24 protein-coding genes are annotated in these 21316 nt (G+C 35.4%); 12 read left to right on the top strand and 12 right to left on the bottom strand.

Going from position 1 to position 21316, the window contains the following annotated elements:
* Positions 1-18: 18 nt before the first annotated feature.
* Entirely contained in the window at positions 19-1908 is a 1890-nt protein-coding gene (gene htpG / locus IEV69_RS11670; protein ID WP_188442669.1) for a molecular chaperone HtpG, read from the bottom strand.
* 188 nt (positions 1909-2096) lie between these two features.
* Here htpG and IEV69_RS11675 point away from each other — a divergent pair, with 188 nt between their 5' ends.
* The 3 genes from IEV69_RS11675 (at position 2097) to IEV69_RS11685 (ending at position 5495) form a co-directional block, all read left to right on the top strand.
* Positions 2097-2765: a TetR family transcriptional regulator C-terminal domain-containing protein gene (locus IEV69_RS11675; protein WP_188442671.1), complete on the top strand. Its 669-nt coding sequence runs from the start codon at positions 2097-2099 to the stop codon at positions 2763-2765.
* A gap of 87 nt (positions 2766-2852) precedes the next feature.
* Positions 2853-4181: an ABC1 kinase family protein gene (locus tag IEV69_RS11680; RefSeq protein WP_188442672.1), complete on the top strand. Its 1329-nt coding sequence runs from the start codon at positions 2853-2855 to the stop codon at positions 4179-4181.
* Positions 4182-4475: 294 nt separating this feature from the next.
* Complete coding sequence (locus IEV69_RS11685) at positions 4476-5495, top strand: 3-oxoacyl-ACP synthase III family protein (RefSeq protein WP_188442673.1); 1020 nt, start codon at positions 4476-4478, stop codon at positions 5493-5495.
* A gap of 74 nt (positions 5496-5569) precedes the next feature.
* Here the strand turns inward: IEV69_RS11685 and IEV69_RS11690 are convergent, their stop codons facing one another.
* From IEV69_RS11690 to IEV69_RS11710, 5 genes are read right to left on the bottom strand one after another with little or no spacing between them, the layout of a single operon-like run.
* Complete coding sequence (locus tag IEV69_RS11690) at positions 5570-6511, bottom strand: alpha/beta hydrolase (RefSeq protein ID WP_188442674.1); 942 nt, start codon at positions 6509-6511, stop codon at positions 5570-5572.
* Positions 6508-6999 carry a hypothetical protein gene (locus IEV69_RS11695; protein ID WP_188442675.1) on the bottom strand — a complete coding sequence of 164 codons (492 nt, stop codon included), beginning with the start codon at positions 6997-6999 and terminating at the stop codon, positions 6508-6510. The genes IEV69_RS11690 and IEV69_RS11695 overlap by 4 nt, the downstream gene beginning before the upstream one ends.
* Positions 6996-7355: an SdpI family protein gene (locus IEV69_RS11700; protein WP_188442677.1), complete on the bottom strand. Its 360-nt coding sequence runs from the start codon at positions 7353-7355 to the stop codon at positions 6996-6998. Before IEV69_RS11700 ends, IEV69_RS11695 begins: the two co-directional genes overlap by 4 nt.
* Positions 7352-7942 (bottom strand): hypothetical protein, encoded by a 591-nt coding sequence (locus tag IEV69_RS11705; protein ID WP_188442679.1) that lies wholly within the window; start codon positions 7940-7942, stop codon positions 7352-7354. The genes IEV69_RS11700 and IEV69_RS11705 overlap by 4 nt, the downstream gene beginning before the upstream one ends.
* Positions 7923-8213: a DUF2089 family protein gene (locus IEV69_RS11710; protein WP_188442680.1), complete on the bottom strand. Its 291-nt coding sequence runs from the start codon at positions 8211-8213 to the stop codon at positions 7923-7925. The genes IEV69_RS11705 and IEV69_RS11710 overlap by 20 nt, the downstream gene beginning before the upstream one ends.
* A gap of 127 nt (positions 8214-8340) precedes the next feature.
* Here IEV69_RS11710 and IEV69_RS11715 point away from each other — a divergent pair, with 127 nt between their 5' ends.
* Positions 8341-8541, top strand: a complete 201-nt coding sequence (locus tag IEV69_RS11715; protein ID WP_188442682.1) for a hypothetical protein — start codon at positions 8341-8343, stop codon at positions 8539-8541.
* Positions 8542-8708: 167 nt separating this feature from the next.
* Here IEV69_RS11715 and IEV69_RS11720 read toward each other — a convergent pair whose 3' ends face one another.
* Positions 8709-8966, bottom strand: coding sequence for a GIY-YIG nuclease family protein (locus IEV69_RS11720; RefSeq protein WP_188442684.1), 258 nt, complete (start codon positions 8964-8966; stop codon positions 8709-8711).
* Positions 8967-9882: 916 nt separating this feature from the next.
* Here IEV69_RS11720 and IEV69_RS11725 point away from each other — a divergent pair.
* The 5 genes from IEV69_RS11725 (at position 9883) to IEV69_RS11745 (ending at position 14232) form a co-directional block, all read left to right on the top strand.
* Positions 9883-11118, top strand: a complete 1236-nt coding sequence (locus IEV69_RS11725) for a tyrosine-type recombinase/integrase (protein ID WP_188442686.1) — start codon at positions 9883-9885, stop codon at positions 11116-11118.
* Positions 11119-11120: 2 nt separating this feature from the next.
* Positions 11121-12227: a hypothetical protein gene (locus IEV69_RS11730; RefSeq protein WP_188442688.1), complete on the top strand. Its 1107-nt coding sequence runs from the start codon at positions 11121-11123 to the stop codon at positions 12225-12227.
* A gap of 190 nt (positions 12228-12417) precedes the next feature.
* Positions 12418-12705: a helix-turn-helix domain-containing protein gene (locus tag IEV69_RS11735; RefSeq protein WP_188442690.1), complete on the top strand. Its 288-nt coding sequence runs from the start codon at positions 12418-12420 to the stop codon at positions 12703-12705.
* Positions 12705-13037, top strand: a complete 333-nt coding sequence (locus IEV69_RS11740) for a hypothetical protein (protein ID WP_188442795.1) — start codon at positions 12705-12707, stop codon at positions 13035-13037. The genes IEV69_RS11735 and IEV69_RS11740 overlap by 1 nt, the downstream gene beginning before the upstream one ends.
* A 1-nt stretch (position 13038) precedes the next feature.
* Positions 13039-14232 carry a primase-helicase family protein gene (locus IEV69_RS11745; protein WP_229741439.1) on the top strand — a complete coding sequence of 398 codons (1194 nt, stop codon included), beginning with the start codon at positions 13039-13041 and terminating at the stop codon, positions 14230-14232.
* A 254-nt stretch (positions 14233-14486) separates the two neighbouring features.
* Here IEV69_RS11745 and IEV69_RS11750 read toward each other — a convergent pair whose 3' ends face one another.
* Positions 14487-15218 (bottom strand): SOS response-associated peptidase, encoded by a 732-nt coding sequence (locus IEV69_RS11750; RefSeq protein ID WP_188442692.1) that lies wholly within the window; start codon positions 15216-15218, stop codon positions 14487-14489.
* Between the two features lie 307 nt (positions 15219-15525).
* Between IEV69_RS11750 and IEV69_RS11755 the strand changes: the two genes are divergently transcribed.
* Genes IEV69_RS11755 through IEV69_RS11765 form a run of 3 tightly spaced genes read left to right on the top strand, consistent with a single transcriptional unit; the run spans position 15526 to position 16798 of the window.
* On the top strand, positions 15526-15798 hold the full coding sequence (locus tag IEV69_RS11755) for a hypothetical protein (RefSeq protein ID WP_188442694.1): 273 nt from the start codon (positions 15526-15528) through the stop codon (positions 15796-15798).
* 9 nt (positions 15799-15807) lie between these two features.
* A complete protein-coding gene (locus IEV69_RS11760) occupies positions 15808-16224 on the top strand; it encodes a protein-export chaperone SecB (protein ID WP_188442696.1) in 417 nt (138 codons plus the stop codon).
* On the top strand, positions 16217-16798 hold the full coding sequence (locus tag IEV69_RS11765; RefSeq protein ID WP_188442698.1) for a hypothetical protein: 582 nt from the start codon (positions 16217-16219) through the stop codon (positions 16796-16798). The genes IEV69_RS11760 and IEV69_RS11765 overlap by 8 nt, the downstream gene beginning before the upstream one ends.
* Positions 16799-16950: 152 nt before the next feature.
* Here IEV69_RS11765 and IEV69_RS11770 read toward each other — a convergent pair whose 3' ends face one another.
* From IEV69_RS11770 to hsdR, 4 genes are all read right to left on the bottom strand, one after another.
* Entirely contained in the window at positions 16951-17838 is an 888-nt protein-coding gene (locus IEV69_RS11770) for an FRG domain-containing protein (RefSeq protein WP_188442700.1), read from the bottom strand.
* A gap of 144 nt (positions 17839-17982) precedes the next feature.
* On the bottom strand, positions 17983-18468 hold the full coding sequence (locus IEV69_RS11775) for a hypothetical protein (protein ID WP_188442702.1): 486 nt from the start codon (positions 18466-18468) through the stop codon (positions 17983-17985).
* A gap of 98 nt (positions 18469-18566) precedes the next feature.
* Positions 18567-18941: an MrcB family domain-containing protein gene (locus tag IEV69_RS11780; protein ID WP_188442705.1), complete on the bottom strand. Its 375-nt coding sequence runs from the start codon at positions 18939-18941 to the stop codon at positions 18567-18569.
* 43 nt (positions 18942-18984) lie between these two features.
* On the bottom strand, positions 18985-21312 hold the full coding sequence (gene hsdR, locus IEV69_RS11785) for an EcoAI/FtnUII family type I restriction enzme subunit R (protein ID WP_188442706.1): 2328 nt from the start codon (positions 21310-21312) through the stop codon (positions 18985-18987).
* Positions 21313-21316: the final 4 nt, after the last annotated feature.

Raw genomic sequence — 21316 nt, forward strand, 5'->3', positions numbered from 1 at the left:
TTTATAAAAATATGTGTTTTACTTTATCATCTCATAACTGCGCTTGATGAAGGCGGTTAAATCTTCGCCTTTAAGCAGGTTTTGAGATAGTTTTGCGAGATCAAGTGCCTGATTTACCAAACGTTCTTTTTTCTTCTGTGTTTTGGTATTGAGTATTTCTGAAACGAGTTCGTGATTGGTATTTACCACCAGGTTGTACATTTCAGGCATATTGCCCATACCAAACATACCTCCGCCACCGGTTTGGCTCATTTCCTTCATACGGCGCATAAATTCCGGCTGGGTGATTACAAACGGATTGGCATTGCTGTCCATTGCTTCCATTTGCACGGTGAACTTCTCTTTAGGAACTATTTCTTCAAGAGTGGTTTTCAATTTTTCTTTTTCTTCATCGTTTAATTTTGAAATGACTGCATCCTCTTTTTTGATGAGGTTGTCTATGTGGTCTCCATCCACTCGTACAAAACTTACTTTTTCTTTTTCAGATTCCAGTTTTTGGATGAGGTGTGGCACGATGGGCGAGTCGAGCAGAAGCACTTCATAGCCTTTGTCTTTGGCTGCAGAAATATATGCATGTTGCTCGTCTTTATCTTTTGCATACAGTACCACCAGTTTTCCATCTTTGTCAGTCTGGTTGACTTTGATTTTTTCAACCAGCTCGTCATAAGTGAAATAATTGCCGTCTACAGTTGGGTAAAGTGCAAATTTCTGTGCTTTTTCAAAGAACTTATCTTCTGAGAGCATTCCATATTCAATGACAATTTTTATGTCGTCCCATTTCTTTTCAAAATCTTCCCGGTTATCATTGAACAAGGAGTTGAGTTTATCGGCAACTTTTCGGCTAATGTAGCTTGCTATTTTTTTCACTGCGCCATCGGCCTGGAGGTAGCTTCGCGAAACGTTTAACGGAATGTCAGGTGAATCGATCACCCCGCGCAGCATGGTCAAAAAGTCGGGCACAATGCCTTCTACATTATCGGTGACAAACACCTGGTTTTGATATAATTGGATGCGGTCTTTTTGGGCCACCATTTCGTGGTTTAACTTGGGGAAATACAAGATACCTGTCAAGTTAAACGGGTAGTCAACATTGAGGTGGATATGAAACAAAGGCTCTTCAAACTGCATTGGATAGAGCTCACGGTAGAAGTTTTTGTAATCTTCATCCTTGAGGTCGGTGGGCATTTTGGTCCAGGCCGGTTCAGGATTGTTAATGATGTTATCTACCTCTTTGGTAGGGGCAGGATCGTCTTCTTTTGCGTCTTTGGGTTTTAGCAGGGTTTCGGTGCGGGTTCCAAATTTGATGGGAACTGGCATGAATTTGTTGTATTTGACCAAAAGTTCGTTGATCCGACTTTCGCTTAAAAACTCTTCGCTGTCATCAGCAATGTGCAGGATGATTTCGGTTCCGCGTTCAGTTTTATCAGCAGGTTCCAGGGTGAATTCCGGTGAACCGTCACAAGACCAATGTGCTGCAGGGGCATCAGTGTAAGATTTTGTGATGATTTCTACTTTTTTGGCTACCATAAAGGCGGAATAAAAACCAAGACCAAAATGACCGATGATGCCGGCATCTTTACCATTTTTGTCTTTGTATTTTTCGATGAATTCCTCAGCACCTGAAAAAGCAATCTGGTTGATGTACTTTTCCACTTCTTCTGCGGTCATTCCAATACCCCGGTCAATGATATGCAGGGTTTTGTTGTCTTTATCCAATTTTACCTCGATGACAGGATTGCCATATTCTACTTTTGCTTCACCAAGTGTAGCGAGGTGTTTTAGTTTGAGGGTGGCGTCTGTGGCGTTAGAGATTAATTCGCGAAGAAAAATCTCGTGGTCGCTGTATAAAAACTTCTTAATTAACGGAAAGATATTATCTACCGATACATTAATGTTTCCTTTTGTCATGATATTTCTTTTTATTAATGTTTGGGATGTTAATGGCAAAAAAAATACCAAGTGTGATTGGAGTGACAAGATGGCATTTTTAATACATCCCACGGGAACTGTTTTTTATTTAACACAACTTTCTGTTTAATTAACAATAAATAAAGTTAAACATTGATTATTTTTGTATTGAAATAAAATTCAATGATATGGCAACGACAAAAAAAACTTCGACAAAGAAAAAAATCACCAAACAGCAGATTATAGACAGCTATATGGCCTATGTTCTAGAAAACGAAAAAATGCCGGTTTCCATCTTTAAGTTTTCAAAAGAAAACGGTTTTAGCGAACAGGATTTTTACACTCACTTTGGTTCGTTTGAAGGATTGAAATCAGGTATTTGGACCACTTTTTATGAGATGACCATGGATTTGTCTGAAAAGAATAAGGACTATGATCACTTCAGCAATCAGGAAAAGATGCTGACTTTTTTCTATACTTTTTTTGAATTATTGACTGCCAATCGATCGTTTGTTTTATTTACCCTTACTCACGAGAAAGACAAACTAAAGACCTTACAACAACTAGCTCCTTTACGCAAGAAAGTAAAATCTTTTGCTTCAGAACTCATAGAGGAAAAAAATGACGAGCAACAACTTAAATTCCTCAAGCACCTTGCAGTAATTTTTTCTGAAGGAGCCTGGCTCCAGTTTGTATTTATCTTAAAATTTTGGATGGATGACAATTCCCCTTCTTTTGAAAAGACGGATGTAGTAATTGAAAAATCGGTTCGTGCCATTTTTGATGTGTTTGCCACTACGCCTTTGGAAAGTGTGGTTGATTTTGGTAAGTTTTTATGGAAAGAGAAAATGGCTTAGTATTTAGAGTATAGAATAAAGAAAATAGAAAAGATAGAAATGTATACCCCTGATAAGGCTCACCCCAAATTTAATACCGTGTAACGAATGAAAACATTAGATCACATCCCGACCGGGAAAATACAGCGAGCTTCAAAACTAGTCAAAACCGGCGTTAAGGTGGGTGGAAACTATTTAAAATACTATAGTGGAAAGCTTGTCAACCCTGAATTAACTAGGGATAAGCTCAACGAAGACAATGCTGAAGATATTTATGATGGACTGAAAAGCATGAAGGGCAGCGCCTTGAAGGTGGCCCAGATGCTGAGTATGGAAAAAAACATTATGCCGAAGGCCTATGTTGAGAAATTTTCATTGGCCCAGTTTCAGGTGCCTCCCTTGTCTGCTCCGCTGGTGCGTAAAACATTTAAACGTTATTTGGGTCAAGAACCTGAAGCACTGTATGACAGTTTTGAAGCAGAGTCTGTCAATGCGGCCAGTATTGGTCAGGTGCATCGTGCCATGTTGAATGGCAAACAACTGGCTGTTAAGATTCAATACCCGGGTATTGCTGAAAGTATCAGCAGTGATTTGGCTTTGGTGCGGCCTGTTGCCTTAAAGATGTTTAATCTCAAGGCTAAAGATTCAGAAAAATATTTTAAGGAAATTGAAGACAAATTACTGGAGGAAACCAATTACAATCTGGAGTTACAGCAGAGTCGTGAAATCACAGAGGCTTGTTCACATATTCCCAATTTAAGTTTTCCTGATTATTATGAAAACTTGTCCAGCGAACGCATCCTTACAATGGACTGGATGGAAGGGGAGCATCTTTCAGAGTTCACCAAGCGCAACAGAGATAGGGTATTGGCTGATAAAGTGGGTCAAACCCTATGGGATTTTTATATGTATCAAATGCATGTTTTAAAAAGCGTTCATGCTGATCCGCATCCCGGGAATTTCCTGGTCAATAAGGAAGGGGAACTCATTGCTATTGATTTTGGATGTATCAAGCGTGTACCTCAGGAGTTTTATGACCCTTATTTTGAACTTGCTAAACCTGAGAACATCAACAACCCTGAAATCTTTACGGAAAAGATGATGGCGCTTGAAATCCTCAGGAAGGAAGACACCGCTGAAGAGCTGAAGTTCTTTTCGGAACTGTTTTACGAAATGCTCAGTTTGTTCACCCAGCCATTTCACAGAGAAACTTTTGATTTTTCAGATCCAGAATTTTTTGGCAAGATAGCTGAGCTCAGCGATAAATATTCTAAAGACACTGAAATCAGGAAGATGAATGGAAACCGAGGCTCAAAGCACTTTCTTTACATTAACAGGACCTTTTTTGGTCTGTACAATCTGATGAATGATTTGGGCGCCCGGGTTTCTATCAACAGATATCTAAATTATGTACCCGAAAAAAAAGTAGCAGTTTAAAATATTAACAAAACATTTTGTTTAAATAATTTGGTTAAAATATAAACAGTATTATATTTACAGTATTAAAGAAAATCGATGTGGAAAATTAATTGCTATGAACCAACTATTTTCATAAAACACAGAGAATTTTTATTTATTGGTTAGGTTGTTTTAAAGGGGCATACTCAGATTCTAAAGAGTGTGCCTCTTTTATTTAGTTTAATTATTATGCATGCATATAAAATGCCTTGTTAAAGCCCTTTACCAATGGCTTTAAATCTCTATCTTGCCTTTTTCAAAATTACACTACGAATGAAAAAATTATATACTTCGAGAATTTCCGGAATGGGAAGTTATGTGCCTGAAAATGTGGTTACAAATGAGGACTTATCCAAGATGATGGATACCAATGATGAATGGATTCAAGAGCGCACCGGTATCAAAGAGCGACGGTGGGTGAAACCCGGCAGCGGAGAAACCACTTCCACGATGGGTGTAAAAGCTGCCAAAATTGCTATTGAGCGAGCCGGAATTTCAAAAGATGACATTGATTTTATCATTTTTGCCACTTTGAGTCCGGATTATTATTTTCCCGGTCCCGGTGTGCAGGTGCAACAGGAGTTGGATATTAAGACTGTGGGAGCGTTGGATGTTCGAAATCAGTGTTCCGGGTTTATTTATGCACTTTCGGTTGCTGATCAATTTATCAAGACCGGAATGTATAAAAACATCTTGGTAATTGGTTCAGAGTTGCACTCACACGGTTTGGATAAAACCACGCGGGGTCGAGGTGTTACAGTAATTTTTGGAGATGGAGCGGGAGCCGCAGTACTCAGTCGTTCTGAAGACGATGGCAAGGGGTTGCTTTCAACTCATTTACATTCTCAAGGTAAATATGCCGAGGAACTTTCTTTGATTGCCCCCGGAATGGGCAAGCGCTGGGTGAATGATATTTTAGCCGATAATGACCCCAATGACGAATCTTATTTTCCATATATGAACGGTCAGTTTGTGTTTAAGAATGCTGTGGTTCGTTTTTCAGAGGTCATTATGGAAGGATTGATGACCAACGGATTGAAAAAAGAAGACATTAATATGTTGATTCCACATCAGGCCAATTTGCGAATTTCTCAATTTGTGCAGAAGAAGTTTGGTCTTTCAGACGATCAGGTATTCAACAATATCATGAAATATGGGAACACGACAGCGGCTTCAGTGCCCATTGCTTTGACTGAAGCCTGGGAGCAGGGAAAAATAAAAGAGGGTGATTTGGTTGTTTTGGCAGCTTTTGGAAGTGGCTTTACCTGGGGAAGTGTTATCATCAGGTGGTAACCCTTATTCATTTCGCTTTAAGCGAAAGAAAGCAAAAAACTAAAGCGCTTGGCAGTACAATCTAATAAGGGATGTTATTTCTCCAAAGCATTGATGAACACTGTTATTTTTTCAACTAAATCCTCTACCACCGGTCGCTTAGGCTCGTTGTATGATTTGTAATTGTCCATTGTATCACCCGCGGCAATTTCTTTCAGTACGTGGTTCATATTTTCAATCAAGTACATTTCTGCATTGGGTTTTGCTCTGTGCAATAATTTGGCCTCTTCTTCATCTACCTGAACATCTTCTGTTCCGTTAAGAATTAGAACGGGAATTTCGAGTTTGGCAATTTCAGTTTGAGGGTTGTATTGCATCCAGGTGCGCATAAATGGCTGAATGCCCGGCCTGAATATTGAAGCCAGGCCTTCACCATAATTCAATGCAATCCCGTTAACCCGCAGGTCATCAAAACTTTGGCGCGCATCATCAACCAGTGCCGGTGCCTGACGTTGCAATTGTTCAACGATTACATCATCAATTTCCTGACCGGCCCCGGCAATGGACACAAAAGCATCCGCCTGATTGCGATAAGCAGCTACCATTCCCACCAGAGAGCCTTGACTGTGACCAATCACTGTGATATTTTTAAAACGTTCTTGGTTTTGAAAGTAGGTGATAATTTCTTCAGCATCATCAATAAAATGGTCAAACGATATCTCCTCTTCTTTAAGATTTCCTTGTCTTGCCAGTTTTACAAGGCGTTTGTCATATCTAAAAGTGGCGATTCCATTGTTTGAAAGCCCTTCGGCCAGGTATTTTAGTGAGTTGTTCTTTGCGTTGGGTTGATTTCCATCGCGGTCTGTGGGTCCGGAGCCCTGAATAATGATCGCCAAGGTGAGTGTTTCTTGATTCTCTGGAACCAACAATGTTCCTTCAATAAGGCTATTTATGTCAATTTTTTCTTCTTTAAGATTGCTTTGACTCCAAGTGATTGAAGTGATTAAAAGAGCAACTACTAGAGTGATGTATTTCATGGTGTAGAATTATTTATCGTAAAGTATGTTTCTATAACGTTTTTAGCTTCATTTTCTTTTTGAGTTCCCAAAAGAATTTTTTTATTGTCTTTCAGTACAATTTGTATGCCTTTATTTCCTTTGATGTTGAGTGCTTTTCCGCTCAGGCCCCAACGTAAACCCCAGCCACCATATTCCCTTAAAGGGTTATAAGTTCTAACGTAACATTCTGTGATTTCCTTCCAGGGAATTGTTTTTTTCTGAAACGGTTTAAATTGATATTCTATTCCACGGGAATTGATGGTGGTTTTTAGTTGTAAAGAGAAAATAAATACACTCACAGCCAAAACAGTAATAAACCCTACTGAAGCTGCAATGATATCTTCAGGACCTGTATTGGTCTGTTGCACGATGCTAATAATTGGAAGGAGGGTTGCAATTATAACTATAATTAGTAATGCTTTTATCCACCATTGGTCAAAACGCTGTATTTCCTGAAACCTTTTCATTTTGCTTGTTTAAATTTTTGTTTGAGTTTGTTTTCAGTTTTGACTAACATTATGATAACTGAAAGAAGAATGAAACCAAAGCTCAAAAACATACTCAACATTTCTTCCGGATTTAGAAATAGCCCCACTGTGGCAATTGTTAACATATACCAAGCCTGTTTGATCATTTCACGAGCAGCAAATGTTTGTGCAAAGTCCCATTTTTCCTGTGACTCCATTGACTGACGTGTGCGATAGCCATAGAAATAATTTCTATTTTTTGGCGGGTATTTCAGCATTATATACCCTGCTGCCAAAAATATGAGACCGCTTAAACCCAGGGTTAAAAAAAGTGGATTGGACCAATGAACTGTCATACTTTAAGTACAAATTGATTGATAAGAATTTTTGATATGATTTCAGCAGTTATGATTCCAACAACAAATAAAACTTTATGTGCTGTTGTTTTTAAGTTTGTTGCGATTTTAAAGCCGTTATACAACACTATAATAAACCAGGTTAATACAACTAATGAGGCAGCTCCAACACCTATGAGTATCAACAAATCGGTTGGGCTGAGGTTGGGAATTAAGGGGTTTCCAAGTGTATCCATCAGGTGGAATGTTTTGGTATGTATCCAGTTATTGTAATTGAGGGGAGTTAAAAAATAAGCAGGTATTTTAACGATGAGTGCCAGGTTCAAGATGTCTATGAACCTTGTTTTAGAATTGATAAACTTTCCCAAAATAAAAAATACCAAAACGATGCTAAAGAGGTTGCACAAGCTTTCGAGGCCGGCAGTAGTCAAGCTGACTTCTTTTGCGAAGTGTGTGTCAAGGACACCATCAAAGCGGGTGTTTGTTAAGGTTGCAATAACAACTCCTGCAATAGAAGTAATAAGACCAAAGATGAGCAATGGTCGCTCACTGTATTTTTTAAATGGATTAAAGAGCAGTGTTTTCATCTTCTTTCAACCGGTTTATTTTTTCTATGATATCGTCAAGTTTGTTTCTTATGGTGGGGTAGCTGTTATTCATTTGTTTTGCCATTTCTTTGAGACTGCCGCTGTTGATTAAAAACTGCAAGACAAAGTCCTGTTCCTCCTGGGATAGTTTTAAATACAAGGGCAATGAAAAGCTCCCATTGACCGATGTCCCGCAACTGCTACAATGCAGTTGGGCCACCTGAAGGGACTCTACGCAGGACGGACATTGGATGGGTAACTTGGGTATCATAATTGAATATAGTTAAAGCAAATATAAATAAAATTTAGTTTTATTTTAATATAATTTCGATTATTTTATTTTCAAAGCCTATTTCAAATTTTACTATCTTTATCTATCAACAATCAAAACGAACATTATGAAAACACTTGGAATAATATTATTGCTATTGGGTGCTCTTGGCACCATTGTCTTTGGATTGCAGGCGATGGAGGATTCAGAAAGTTTTAGTTTTCTGGGGATGGATATCGCCGTAAGTTCGGCTAACTGGACACCGGTTATAATCAGTGTTGTGGTTTTACTTGTGGGGGTGGTGCTTACTGCCCGTAAGAAAGCTTAATACGTTTTGTCATTCATCCGACCCTAGAGGTGCGGGCGTTTTAAACAACAAAACCTGGTCAAGAAAACATAATGAGTAGAGTTGGGATTATCTGGTGATGATTTTTTTGCATTCGGATGGGAGTTATTTTATCAAATACCATTATGGTCTTATGGTATAAACTATTCTTAAACTAACCTCTTATTTCTAAATGCAATACCAGAACCTGATTTCAGGTACTTTTCAAAATTAAAAGCTGTGTATTTATTAGTAAATGTTAAATGAGTAACAATTAAGACCGGTAATTTCATTTTGGTTGATTTTACGTAACCCTTGTTGTGTTGCTCAAATCTTCTTTCCAGATCGTCTGTACAACCGATGTAAAATGAATTGTCTTTACATTGCAAAATATAGACATACCAAAGCTTATCATTTTTTACATACATAAAATACAATTTAAGGAAGTATTTAAAAGTATGAAAAAAAATAAAGTAATAAAATTATCATTCTAGATGTGGTAATTGGTTTCTTTTTTTATAGAAGATTTATGTGAAGGTGGACTGCGTCCACCGTAGCCCAAGCTAATATTTTTTAAAAATTAAATGAAATAAAAAACCCTCCTACGCTTTCTCATAAATTCGAAAGCTTCGGAGGGCGAAGCCCTCTTTAGAGTAATATAATAAATACTGTGGACGATGTACCGCGAAGCTCTATTGAGAAATAAACTATATACAGTGGACTGCGTCCACCGTAGCCCAAGCTAACATTTTTTAAAAATTAAATGAAATAAAAAACCCTCCTACGCTTTCTCATAAATTCGAAAGCTTCGGAGGGCGAAGCCCTCTTTAGAGTAATATAGTAAATACTTTGGACGATGTACCGCGGAGCTCTATTGAGAAATAAACTATATACAGTGGACTGCGTCCACCGAAGCCCAAGCTAATATTTTTTAAAAATTAAATGAAATAAAAAACCCTCCTACGCTTTCTCATAAATTCGAAAGCTTCGGAGGGCGAAGCCCTCTTTAGAGTAATATAATAAATACTGTGGACGATGTTCAACGAAGCACTATTAGAAATAAACTATATACTGTGGACTGCGTCCACCGAAGCCCAAGCTAATATTTTTTAAAAATTAAATGAAATAAAAAACCCTCCTACGCTTTCTCATAAATTCGAAAGCTTCGGAGGGCGAAGGTGGAGTCGGAGGGATTCGACCTTTTTTGCATCTAATACCACTCATCACTAATAAAATATGCCTTTAAGCTCTTATATTGCTTAATTTGTTTATATTTGATTTCCAGCAAAAAATTAGAGGTTATGACAAAATTATGCCCCTAATTATGCCCCTAAATAAAATCATATGGCATATAATTGTACCTTTAACTTAAAAGATCCTTCAAGTAAGAAACCCACTTTGATTTATTTGAGAGCCTCTATAAAGTCTCAAAATAAATATTTAAAGTATTCCACAGGAGAAAAAATTCACCCAAAATTATGGGATGCAGAGAGTAAATTCCCAATAAAGCAAAAGGGGAAAACTAAAGAAGCCATTGAAGTCAATTCTATAATTTCTCAACTCAGTCGTTATGAAGAACAATTTCAGTTGATTTGTAGAACTCTTGAGCTGCAAAATAAACCACTTACCGTTGAAGTTATACGCAAGGAATTAGATATAGAGTTTAAAAAATATTCTCCAAAGAAAAATGAGTTTCTTGAAGCTTTTGATTTATTAATTGCCGAAAAAAAGGAACAAGGAAATATAACCGAGGGTACAATTAATAGATACACAAACATTCAAACACTTCTTAAAGAATTTAGCTTAAAAAAGAATTACCCTCTTCAATTTAATTCCATAGACCAGAACTTCTACACGAAGTTTTTAAATTATTCCCGCGAGCACTTAAAGCATAAGGACAATACGTTGGGGAGAAATATTGGGTTCATAAAAACTTTTATGAACTGGGCATTTAATAATAAATTTCACGATAATCTGGAATTTAAAAGCTTTAAAAAACCTTCCAGCGCAACGGATGAAATTGCTTTGAGTATGGAAGAGCTTGAGACACTATACAATGCTGATCTCACAAAACACCCACGCCTGGAGCGTGTAAGGGATATATTTATATTCGGTTGTTCCACCGGTATGCGCTATAGTGATTACTCTACAATCAAAAAAGAAAATATCAGAAACGGTATTATTTATAAGAATGCACAAAAGGGAAAAGATAATTTAGGGATACCCTTAAACAAATATTCTAAGGCAATACTTGAAAAATACAATTATAATTTACCTATCATCAGTCCTTCAAAATTTCGAGATTATATTAAATTAGCATGCGCAAAAGCAGGTTTTGTAGAGGATATTATTAAAACTACTTTTATTGGGAAAAAGCGCATTGAAACTAAAAAGCCTAAGTACAAATTTATCAGCACACATACTGCCAGGCGCACCTTTATTACCTTATCATTAGAAAAGGGGATGCGTCCGGATGTTGTTATGAGCATCACAGGTCATAAAAGTTATAGTAGTTTTCAGAAATATATAAAGCTGTCCACTAAGGTTAGAGAGGACGAAATGATAAAAGCATGGAGCTAATAATGAATAAGATACCAGATTCTTGGAAAAAAAAACTGGAAACTGATACAAATATATCTAATATTAATGAATATATATTAGATATTATTTCTGAAGCAGACAAAGAGATGTATAATAAGTTGCAAATCTATGCTTTGGATATTTTTAATTTTGACATTGAGAATAACAAATTAATAAACGATAGAGGAATTGATTCGGAAGCTTTACTTCAAGCTACTCAAAAGGCTAAAAATGATTTGAATTATTTTTCTAAAGATTTTATATTTTCAATTTACAATAAAACAGCCGACAATAATGATTTATTTATAAACGAGCTTTGTAGATACCTTTATTCATTGAACTCACCTATGTTTATTAAGGGATCTTTAGAATCCTTAAAAAAAAGTTTAGCTAATTACATGTATCACAAACGAATACTTAGTTTTCACTATACTTTTAGCAATCATTTAAAAAGTAAAGGATTCAATGTAGGTTTTCCCGATGTTACAAATATTGAGAGTTTTCTCTATAAAAAGCAGGAGAATGAAAAGAAAGATATTGAGCGGAAAAACCAAGATCTAAAAGATGAAATAGAGGAGTTGAAAAAACAGTATTATGAAAACTTGAATAATGCTAAAACTGATTTTCAAAATGAAATTGAATTAATTAAAAATAAATATAAATCAGCCGAATATAAAATTTCTGAATTAGAAGCTAAGCTTATGCATTTCTACAATGGCGATATATTTAGAGCTACAGTCTTTGGTAGTGACTATCCCAAACTCAGGAAAATTTATGATTTTCTATTTGAACACAAACTCATTCATATATCACCAACTTCCTTCTATTTTAACACTGACATAAATAGTGATGGGGTATTAGAATTATATTTACTTAGTTCTGATTTTACACAAGAAGATCTGGGTTGTTTTTTACATAATTTAAGAGGAAATTTTCCAAATCATTATAATGAAATAGATAAATGGTTTAAGAACAGATTAGTTATAAGAAGTAAAAGGGATAGAAAAAGATATTATAATAATTTTGAAAAGTATATTAGCCCGTATTCTGATAGTGTAAACAAACCTGAATTTTATAAAAGAATAATGCTTTTTTTTGGTAAGTTATGATAAAATTAACCTTTTTCAAAAATCTTATCCCAATTAAATTACCATTTTGCAACGCACTTGTATTTTTTAAATATTTGAATATAAGATATATATGTTTTTAAAATTTTAACATCTCTCCCAAATTACATCCCTTTTGTAGGTTCATAGCTTAGCGTCAGAGTTTAACACATTAAAAACTACGTTAAGAAAAATGAATTTAATAATCACTACCCAAGAAGATCTTGAAGCCATAGTAAAGACTTCTGTAGAACAATCAGTTTCTAAATTTTATCTCACCAAAGCCGAAGAAGAAAAGAAGGATGACTTTATCACCGTAAAGGAAACTGCCCGCTACTTAAATGTATCTGAACTTACTGTAAGAAATTACATAAAGCGAGGAACACTTTCAGCGAAGCGTATTGGTAACAGGATCGTTATCAATCGTAAAAAAATGGAAGATTCGTTAAAGGAGGTCAAATCTTTAAAATATAGAAGATAATGCTATCCTATAATTCTGCATACCCGCTATTTGATGATGACTTGAAACAGATTCAAAAAATCATCTTAAGATCCCTACTATATGAAAAGCACCCACAACACACAATTGTTTTCTTTAACAAATTAATTGAAATGATTAAGGCATCAAGAGGTAGGTTAATCCAACACCCTTCTTTAAGTGCCACAAACCTTAGTTATGGAGTGAACGAAGTATACAAACAAGATAAATCTGTTGATCTGATCAAGGTGAAAATACTACTATGTGAGAATCCCAGAAATGATAGATGCTCCTTACTTCACTACCCGTTATACATCACCAAAAAACATAATTAAGATGGAATACTTACGAATAGGAACACAATATTTTAGAATTGTAAAAAAGCCAACCATTGACGGCCATTTACATGAGCAAATAATAAAATGGAAGCGAGAAACTATAAGAGATGACCATGGTAATGCCTTTTTAAAGGATATACCCAAATACAAAGGTTTTGTAACCTTACCGTCACATACTAATTTTCAACAGGAAGTAAATGAATTTTATAATGAATATCTGCCAATAACCGGAGAAATCAAACAAGGTGATTTTAAAACCATTGAAAAATTCCTGCAACATATTTTTGGAAATCAATTTGATTTAGGTTTAGATTATTTGACTATTATTTGGCGGTATCCAACACAAATTTTGCCTATTCTTTGCTTGGTAAGCGAGGAGCGAAAAACCGGAAAAACAACCTTTCTGAACTTGCTAAAATTGATTTTCCAAGGAAACATGACCTTCAATAAAAATGAGGATTTTAGAAGTAGATTTAATTCGGACTGGGGCAACAAGCTGATAATCGCAGCAGAAGAAGTACTTCTTAATCGCAAAGAAGATAGTGAGCGCATAAAAAACCTTTCCACCTCCAGATCCAACAAATTGGAAGTAAAAGGTATGGAAAAACTTGAAACCGATTTTTTCGGAAAGTTTATTCTATGTAGCAACAATGAAGATAACTTCATCTTAATTGACGACAAGGAAATACGTTATTGGGTAATTAAGATAGAATCTCTTAGGATTGAAAATCCTGATATTTTAGATGAGTTTGAAAAGGAACTTCCTGCCTTTAAATATTTTCTAAATACGAGGGAAATAATGACTCCAAGGAAAACCAGAATGTGGTTTACTAAAGACCAAATATGGACTGAAGCCCTGAGTAATTTAGTAAAAGGTACCAGAAATTCACTTGAAAAAGATTTAATACTTTTTCTTTCAGAAAAGTTTGAAGAAATTGGATTAGATACGCTGCAGTTTTCTTTGTCTGATTTGTTAGAAGACTTGAAGCGCTTCAATAATCGGGCAACCAGATCACAGATTAGTCTCATTGTAAACAAAAAATGGAACCTTCAAAGCTATAATAGCTCGTATACTTTGTATAAAAATATACACGATCCTCATCAAAACACCTGGAACCAACTTTCAAACTCTGTAAAGGGTCGTTTCTATGAGTTTAAAAAAGAGTTTATTGATGAACTTAAAAATTGTTGATTTGTTGACCATCTTTTACCTGACACAACTAATCCAAGTCAACCAACCCTTTTAATAATTCAACAAAAAATCAACAAACAAAAAATTCAATTTGTTGATTTTTTGTTGAACCTTAATTTTCTGTGAGCACTTTATTGCTAAACATTTATTTTTGAACTCAACAATTCAACAAAAAATTTTGGAGTTAATTCGTTAAGGAAAACACACCTTGTCTAAAAGAATTTAAATAACCAAGTGCTTGTTGGTGGGTAATACTACAGAGACACTCCTTCATACTTTACTTCGTCTAAAATGGATTGAACATCGCTATAAACTTTAGGACTAAATAGATCTTTGCTAACAGTGTAGGCATTTAGCTCGTTTTCTGGATATATGTTGTTGATCAAGTTCTGAATATCCTTGTCTGTAAGGTTGTCTGCCAACCAGTCATGTTCATTTATTGTGGGAATGAGAATGGGTTGCCTTTTTCTTTTGTTGTGGATTTTTTCAAATAGGGGTGAAGCCGATTTTGTTAGAATTGAAAATGTAGGCATCCCGTCAATGAGAGTGTAAATGCCAGCTAATGCAAAAGCATCATTATCTTTTCGGGAGATGTAAAAAGGGTATTTTTTACTTTTTTCTTCGTGGGGTTCAAAAAAACCTGTTACCGGGATTAGGCATCGCCTTGAGTGTGCGGCGTGTTTATATATGAAATGATTGAACAGTTTTTCTGATTGGGCGTTTAACCCGCCACCATAACGCACGGCTTCTTTGTAATATTCACTAACATCTTCCGGTTTTTTGTTTTGTGGGACAATGCCCCATTTGCCTTCTACCAATGCCGCTGGCTCTTCTTGTGGGATGATGAGCATACTCGGGTGTACAAATCCGTTTAAATGGAATGAGGGGATGTCATATGTATCTCTGGCATCATCGTCATCTAAACTTACTTTGAAGCGCTTTTCAAGTTTGGTGACTTTTTTGGTTTGTGAGGTGTGAAAGCACATAACGGTTTTATTTTAATTTGCCAGGTTAATTTATGTAAAAATTATTTAAAAGTAATAAAAGTTGTGAAAGAGTATTTTTCATAGAAGCGGCTGAGGCTATTAGCAGTGCTTTATTGATAAATTTAAATGAAACATCTGTTATAACAATATATACTTGCATACAATTTGCTAATTAAAATTTTGTATATTTGCAAAATATTAGAGAGAACGAAAAACAGCTAAATAAATACTAATTTTGTTGTATATATTAAGTTTAACACTATATTTGATTAAAGAAAAGTAATATTATAAACCTAAAAGATTAACTATGTATTCTAACTTAATGGACAAGTCTTTGAAATTAAATAAAAAGCTTGCCAGTAGTTTGTCAAATTCAGAATTAGATGAATTGATGAGTGAGTTTGATAATTATGAAATAGAATCACACAATAACTGGTTTCATAATTCAAAGTCATTTAGCAAACAATGGATTGCAAGTTTTGAAAAACTACTGTTGTATGATGCAGAGCATCGAAAATCTGTCAATTTAAAACAAGACATTATTAAAAAGAACTCTAAACAGGTTCTTTTTTTTATTTAATTTTATAATATGGAATCACAATTAAACTTTGTAAATTTTGTAGTGCCGAAATTTCATTTTGAGAAAACCCGGGTCGAAGCTGATGAAAATGTTTTTAATTTAGAACCCCAAGCTCTTATAAGTCGGTCTAAAAACCAATTTCATATAAACATAGAAATTGAAATTGTTGATAAAGACAATGATTTTATTTTGAAAATGTTATCAATTGGGATGTTTAATTTTAATACTGATGATGAAAAAGCATTATTTAGTTTTATTTCTATTAATGGTCCAGCAATAATTTTTCCATATATCAGAAGCTTTATTTCTAATTTTACTTCACTATCTGGCTTTGATACAATAACTCTTCCGACGCTAAACTTATCTGGATTCAAAGATGACTTAATCAAAAATATGATTGATTTAGATGAGATTGGAGATGAGTAGTAATACTGTGTTTACATATCAACATACTTGTAGAAAGGGTCAAAGCGCCTACATTTTAAAAAAAGCTCCTTTTAAAGCACCTGTAAAGAAAACACCAGAAGGAACTTTTAAAATTCCTTTTCTTGGTGAAGGCTACTATTTATGGGAAGAGAACAATAAAGCTGCTGTAGATTGGGGTAAAAAACATTATGCTGGAAATTTCAATGTCGTAGAATTTGAAGATTTAAAAATTCCGAATGAAGAATTATTGGATTTTATGAATCGTAGAAATATGAATTATTTTAATGATTTGAGAGAAGATTATATAAAAAAAAGACCAAAATCGAGAAATTGGCCAATTGGTGCTTGGATAGAATTTTTTAAAAAATTAAGAAAGGGGAATTTCCATTTATTCCCTTTTTATTATATTAGGGCAGATGAGAATTTACCTAATGATAAAGAAAATAATAGAATAAAAGGTAAAGAGTTTTTTGCAGAAAATGTTTACTACTACACTTTTACAAATCCTTTATTAATACTTTGTGTTTTAGATAAGAATAAAATAGAATGTAATTCCAAAACCATAAAGGTTTAATTCTAATAACCAGATTTGTTTTTTTCCCCAAAGAGTTTAAATGAAAAATTAGTTGAGTAGATAAGCACCAAAATTGAGTAATTAAAAACCAAATAGAAAAACCGTTAGGATTTTCAGAAGTAGGCGAGGAGGAGCAATTACTTATAGCAACGTTAACTAAAGTTTTTCATTTCGTTATTTATTTCGTCAATTAATTTAGTCGCTTCCTCACTTTGAGTCAGGACTAATCTATCTTTATCTATTCCATTTGCTTTTAGCTCATCAAATATTAATTTTTTTGCTTCGGCCTTTACTCTGATTCTAACAATCATATTTTTCCAAAAATCTTTTTTATTTAGAGGAACTTCTATGTCAGAGTTGCTTGAAGCGAATAATCTACCGTGTTGTCTGAATAGCCTAAATTGATATGTTCTTTGGTCAATATCATTAATATAAATTGGTACATTACATACAAAAGATGAATCTAAATCATAAGGATTGAAATTAGGGTAAAGTAATTTTTCGTAGTCAGAAGTTTCATTAAGAATAAAATCGTGTGGCACAAGTAAACCCCATAATTGACCATCAGAATTTTCGTGCTTGGTAGAAGGTTCAGACATAAAAAATGCTGAACTAACGCTTGAGGTAGTTAAGTCAATTAAGTTTGTTTTAACTCCAGCATGTTGCGCTTGAAATATTAAATCCCAGTCTTCTCCGTAAGGCTTTTTACTGTGTTTGAATAACTGATTTTCTCCATAATGATCAATTACTTTTTTCTTGAAAATCACTGCTCCATTTTTTTCAATTTCTCGTGCCTTACTTAAATCAATTTGTTTTGAGAAAGGTTCTCTAAAAATACCTGGCAATATATCCCAACCATAATTCTGTTCTCCCCTATAATGTGGCATTACAGGAAATCCGCCTTTAGTGATTAAGTCAACATTAATTTTAATCATTTTATCGTGGAAACTCCTTACATCTTGTAAATTCTTAATCTCAAAACTTTCTAAAGGTTTAAGATATTTCTTCTGAATATGTTCTGAAATTTGATAGTAGTTCATTGGTTGGTTTAAATTGTAGCTAACGTTTCTTGACTATTACCTGTGGCGTGGTTTAAGCAACTAATGTAGTAAACAAAACCCGAGTGGGCAAGGACAAGCCATTGCTAATAGCTGTGTTGTGCCTTCGTTGTTTTTCTGTATTTTTCACAATCTAAATATCTTCTTATTGTAGTACCATCTTTTTATGGCCCACCCTGAACGAAGTCCCATCGGGTAATTAACTCCTCCAAATTTAAGTCTCAAATACACTGTTTTGTATACTTCTTTTATCTTACCATAATCAGGTAAATCACTTGCTCCCTGAAGCAGTGTATAAAACTTTATACACATTGTACTAATAAACAAAGAAGCAACAATATACAAACCCCAAAATATAAACATGCTTTCAGTTTTAAAAAAAGAATATATATCATCAACAAAATATAACAACCCCCAAATCACAAATAATGACCCCCACCACATAATATAAGAATAAGTTATAAACTGCTCTTTTTTGCGATATATACGCCTATATTCTTTCAGAACCTCTTCGGGGTTATCCTTATAGCGCACTCTAATATCGTCATACAATTTCGACAAGTCATAGTTCATTTCTATACCTTTCTCGGCGTAATTATCAATTATTATCATTTTCTATTGTTTTAAACAAGTTGTAGAAAGTTGTTTTAAAACTACCCCTTTATTTTAATTATACTAAATGGGAGTTCTAAAATTTAACTTTGTCCGCCCTATCCACTATAGTCTTCAGCTCTTAGCCTAAGAACTCTTTTTGCATCTCTTCTATAATTCTCTCTAACTTCTGTTACTCCTTGATTTAGAGATAAATACACTCCAGACATGTCTGCTTTGAAAAGAAAAACGGGGTAGTAGCCTGATTGGGGCGTTTCTGTAATTATTGTATCTAATATAGCAATCCAAGGATTATGTGTCCATCCTCCTTTACCGGGAGAACCTGTTACTTTATATCTTTCCTGATCTGGTAAAATTTGTGAAAGAAGAGCTGGATATTCATTTCGTAGTTTAACCGCAAGTTCATTTCCAGCAAAAGGTAAATCCATTTGTGTCAGGTAATTATTTATAACTTCTCTTAAAATTCTATCCATATATATTTGTTGTTTAATTAAATTGAAAACTTTAATCCGCACTTTAAGCCACTTCCTCCTTATACAAATGCTCCTGAAACTCAATAAATAGGCTGCTGATGTTTGCTACATCACCCAAAATTGCTTTGGCATCTTCCAGGGATTGGTATTTGTTTGTTAGCAAGATTGGTAGTTTCTCTTGATCGAGTTCATCAACACCGGTTTCTATGTATTTGCTTAGCACAAATGAGATAAACTCCTTTTGTTTGTCATTGAGTAGGGTAAATATGGTTGCTTCGGCTGTTTTGGCTCTTGTTTCGCGTGTAAGCGCAACGTAGTCGCCATTGAAAACATACTCCAAAACATCAAACAGATCGCTTTTTTCCATATCAACTAACTTCTGTAAAGTCAGTAAGTCTGATTTTGGGAAGCCGGCATCTTCTAATTTCTCTAACAATGTTTTACGGGTGATGGGGTTGCTCCAAAGTTTCCGTAATTCTTCTTCGTCTTTAAAAAACTTGGGTAATTCGCCAAACAAATTTTTCATAAATTCATGAGAGGTTATGGGTTTTCCATCTGCGCTCCAAAAGGAGGTTTGGGTGGTGTATTGAATTTGCCGGTCTTTACCGCGTGCCAATTTGATTTTGATTTTTGGTTTGCGTGGTTTTGGTTCACCCGGTTCTGTTATAACAGGTGGTTCACCCGGTTCTGGTGAGGGATAAGGTTTTGGTGTTACTGGTTCCGGTTCCAAAGGTTCTCCATCCCACTCGGGATCGTTGAAATGTTTGTAAGCATCTACAAAGTCGTAGATTGTGAAAAACTCTTTGCCGTCAAACAAACGTGTGCCTCGGCCAACTATTTGTTTAAATTCAATCATAGAGTTTACAGGCCGGAGCAAAACGATGTTGCGTATGTTTCTGGCATCAACACCGGTTGATAGTTTTTGTGAGGTGGTTAATATGGTTGGCAGTGTTTTTTCATTGTCTTGAAATTCACGTAACATTCTTTCGCCTTCTTCGCCATCATTGGCAGTTACGCGTACACAATAAAACGGGTCTTTGCTTTTAGCGTTTTGGTTTACCAAATCTCGTATCAAAGCTGCATGTGCCTGATTGGCACAAAAAATAATTGCCTTTTCATTTTGATTAGCACTTTCCAAGTAGATGTTTACTCGTTTTGCTTCCCGCTCTTCAATTTCGATAGTGCGGTTAAAATCTTTTTCTTCATAGAGCTTGCCTTCTTCAATTTCGCCTTCCACAATGGTATCGTCTGAGGTGTATCGATAATCGTCCAAGGTTGTCTTGATGCGTTTTACTTTAAAAGGCGTTAAGAAGCCATCATTGATGCCTTCTTTGAGTGAATAGATATACACCGGTTCTCCAAAGTAACGGTAGGTATCCACGTTGTCATTTCTTTTTGGCGTTGCGGTTAAACCCAATTGCACAGCCGGACTGAAATATTCCAATATACCACGCCAGTTGCTTTCGTCATTGGCTCCACCTCGGTGACATTCGTCAATGATGATAAAATCAAAATAATCTTCCGGGTAATCACCGAAATAGGGTGATGGCTTATCATTTTCATCGGTGCCACTCATAAAGGTTTGGAAGATTGTAAAGAAAATACTGCCGTTAGTGGGCACCCTTCCTTTTTTTCTAATTTCACTTGGTTTTATCCTCACCAAAGCATCCTCAGGAAATGAAGAAAATGAATTGAATGCCTGGTTGGCCAATATATTTCTGTCTGCTAAAAATAGTATGCGTGGCCTGCGGTTGCCATCACGTTGAAGGTTCCAACGGGTTTGAAACAACTTCCACGCAACTTGAAAAGCGATTGCTGTTTTTCCTGTGCCGGTTGCAAGGGTGAGCAAAATGCGTTTCTGGCCTTTGGCCAATGCTTCAAGGGTTTCATTTACGGCTATTTCCTGATAATAGCGCAATTGCCAGGTACCACTTTTGTCTTCAAATGGTACGTTGGCAAATTTTTCCCTCCATTGGTTTTGCTCTTCATACGTTTTATCCCAAAGCTGTCCCGGGCTTAGGTAGTCAGTTACCAACTCTTCTTTACCGGTTTTCATACAGATTTGGTAAATCTCTTTACCGTTGGTGCTGTATGTGATATCCAGTTTGAGTTTATCAGCATATTGTTTGGCTTGCATTACGCCTTCACCTACTGCTTGCAAACTGCTTTTAGCTTCAATTACGGCGAGTTTGATGCCTTTGTGCACCAAGATATAATCTGCAATGATTTTTTTACCACGACCGCCACCGGACTGAATTTTACCGTCAGTAATATGGTATTCACGAAGGACTTTAGAGCCTTCCACCACGCCCCAACCACAAGCCTTTAGCTTAGGGTCAATGAGTTCTGCTCTTGTTTCTGCTTCGTTCATTTAT

It is taken from the genome of Planktosalinus lacus (genome assembly GCF_014640155.1).
In the GTDB taxonomy this organism is placed as follows: domain Bacteria; phylum Bacteroidota; class Bacteroidia; order Flavobacteriales; family Flavobacteriaceae; genus Planktosalinus; species Planktosalinus lacus.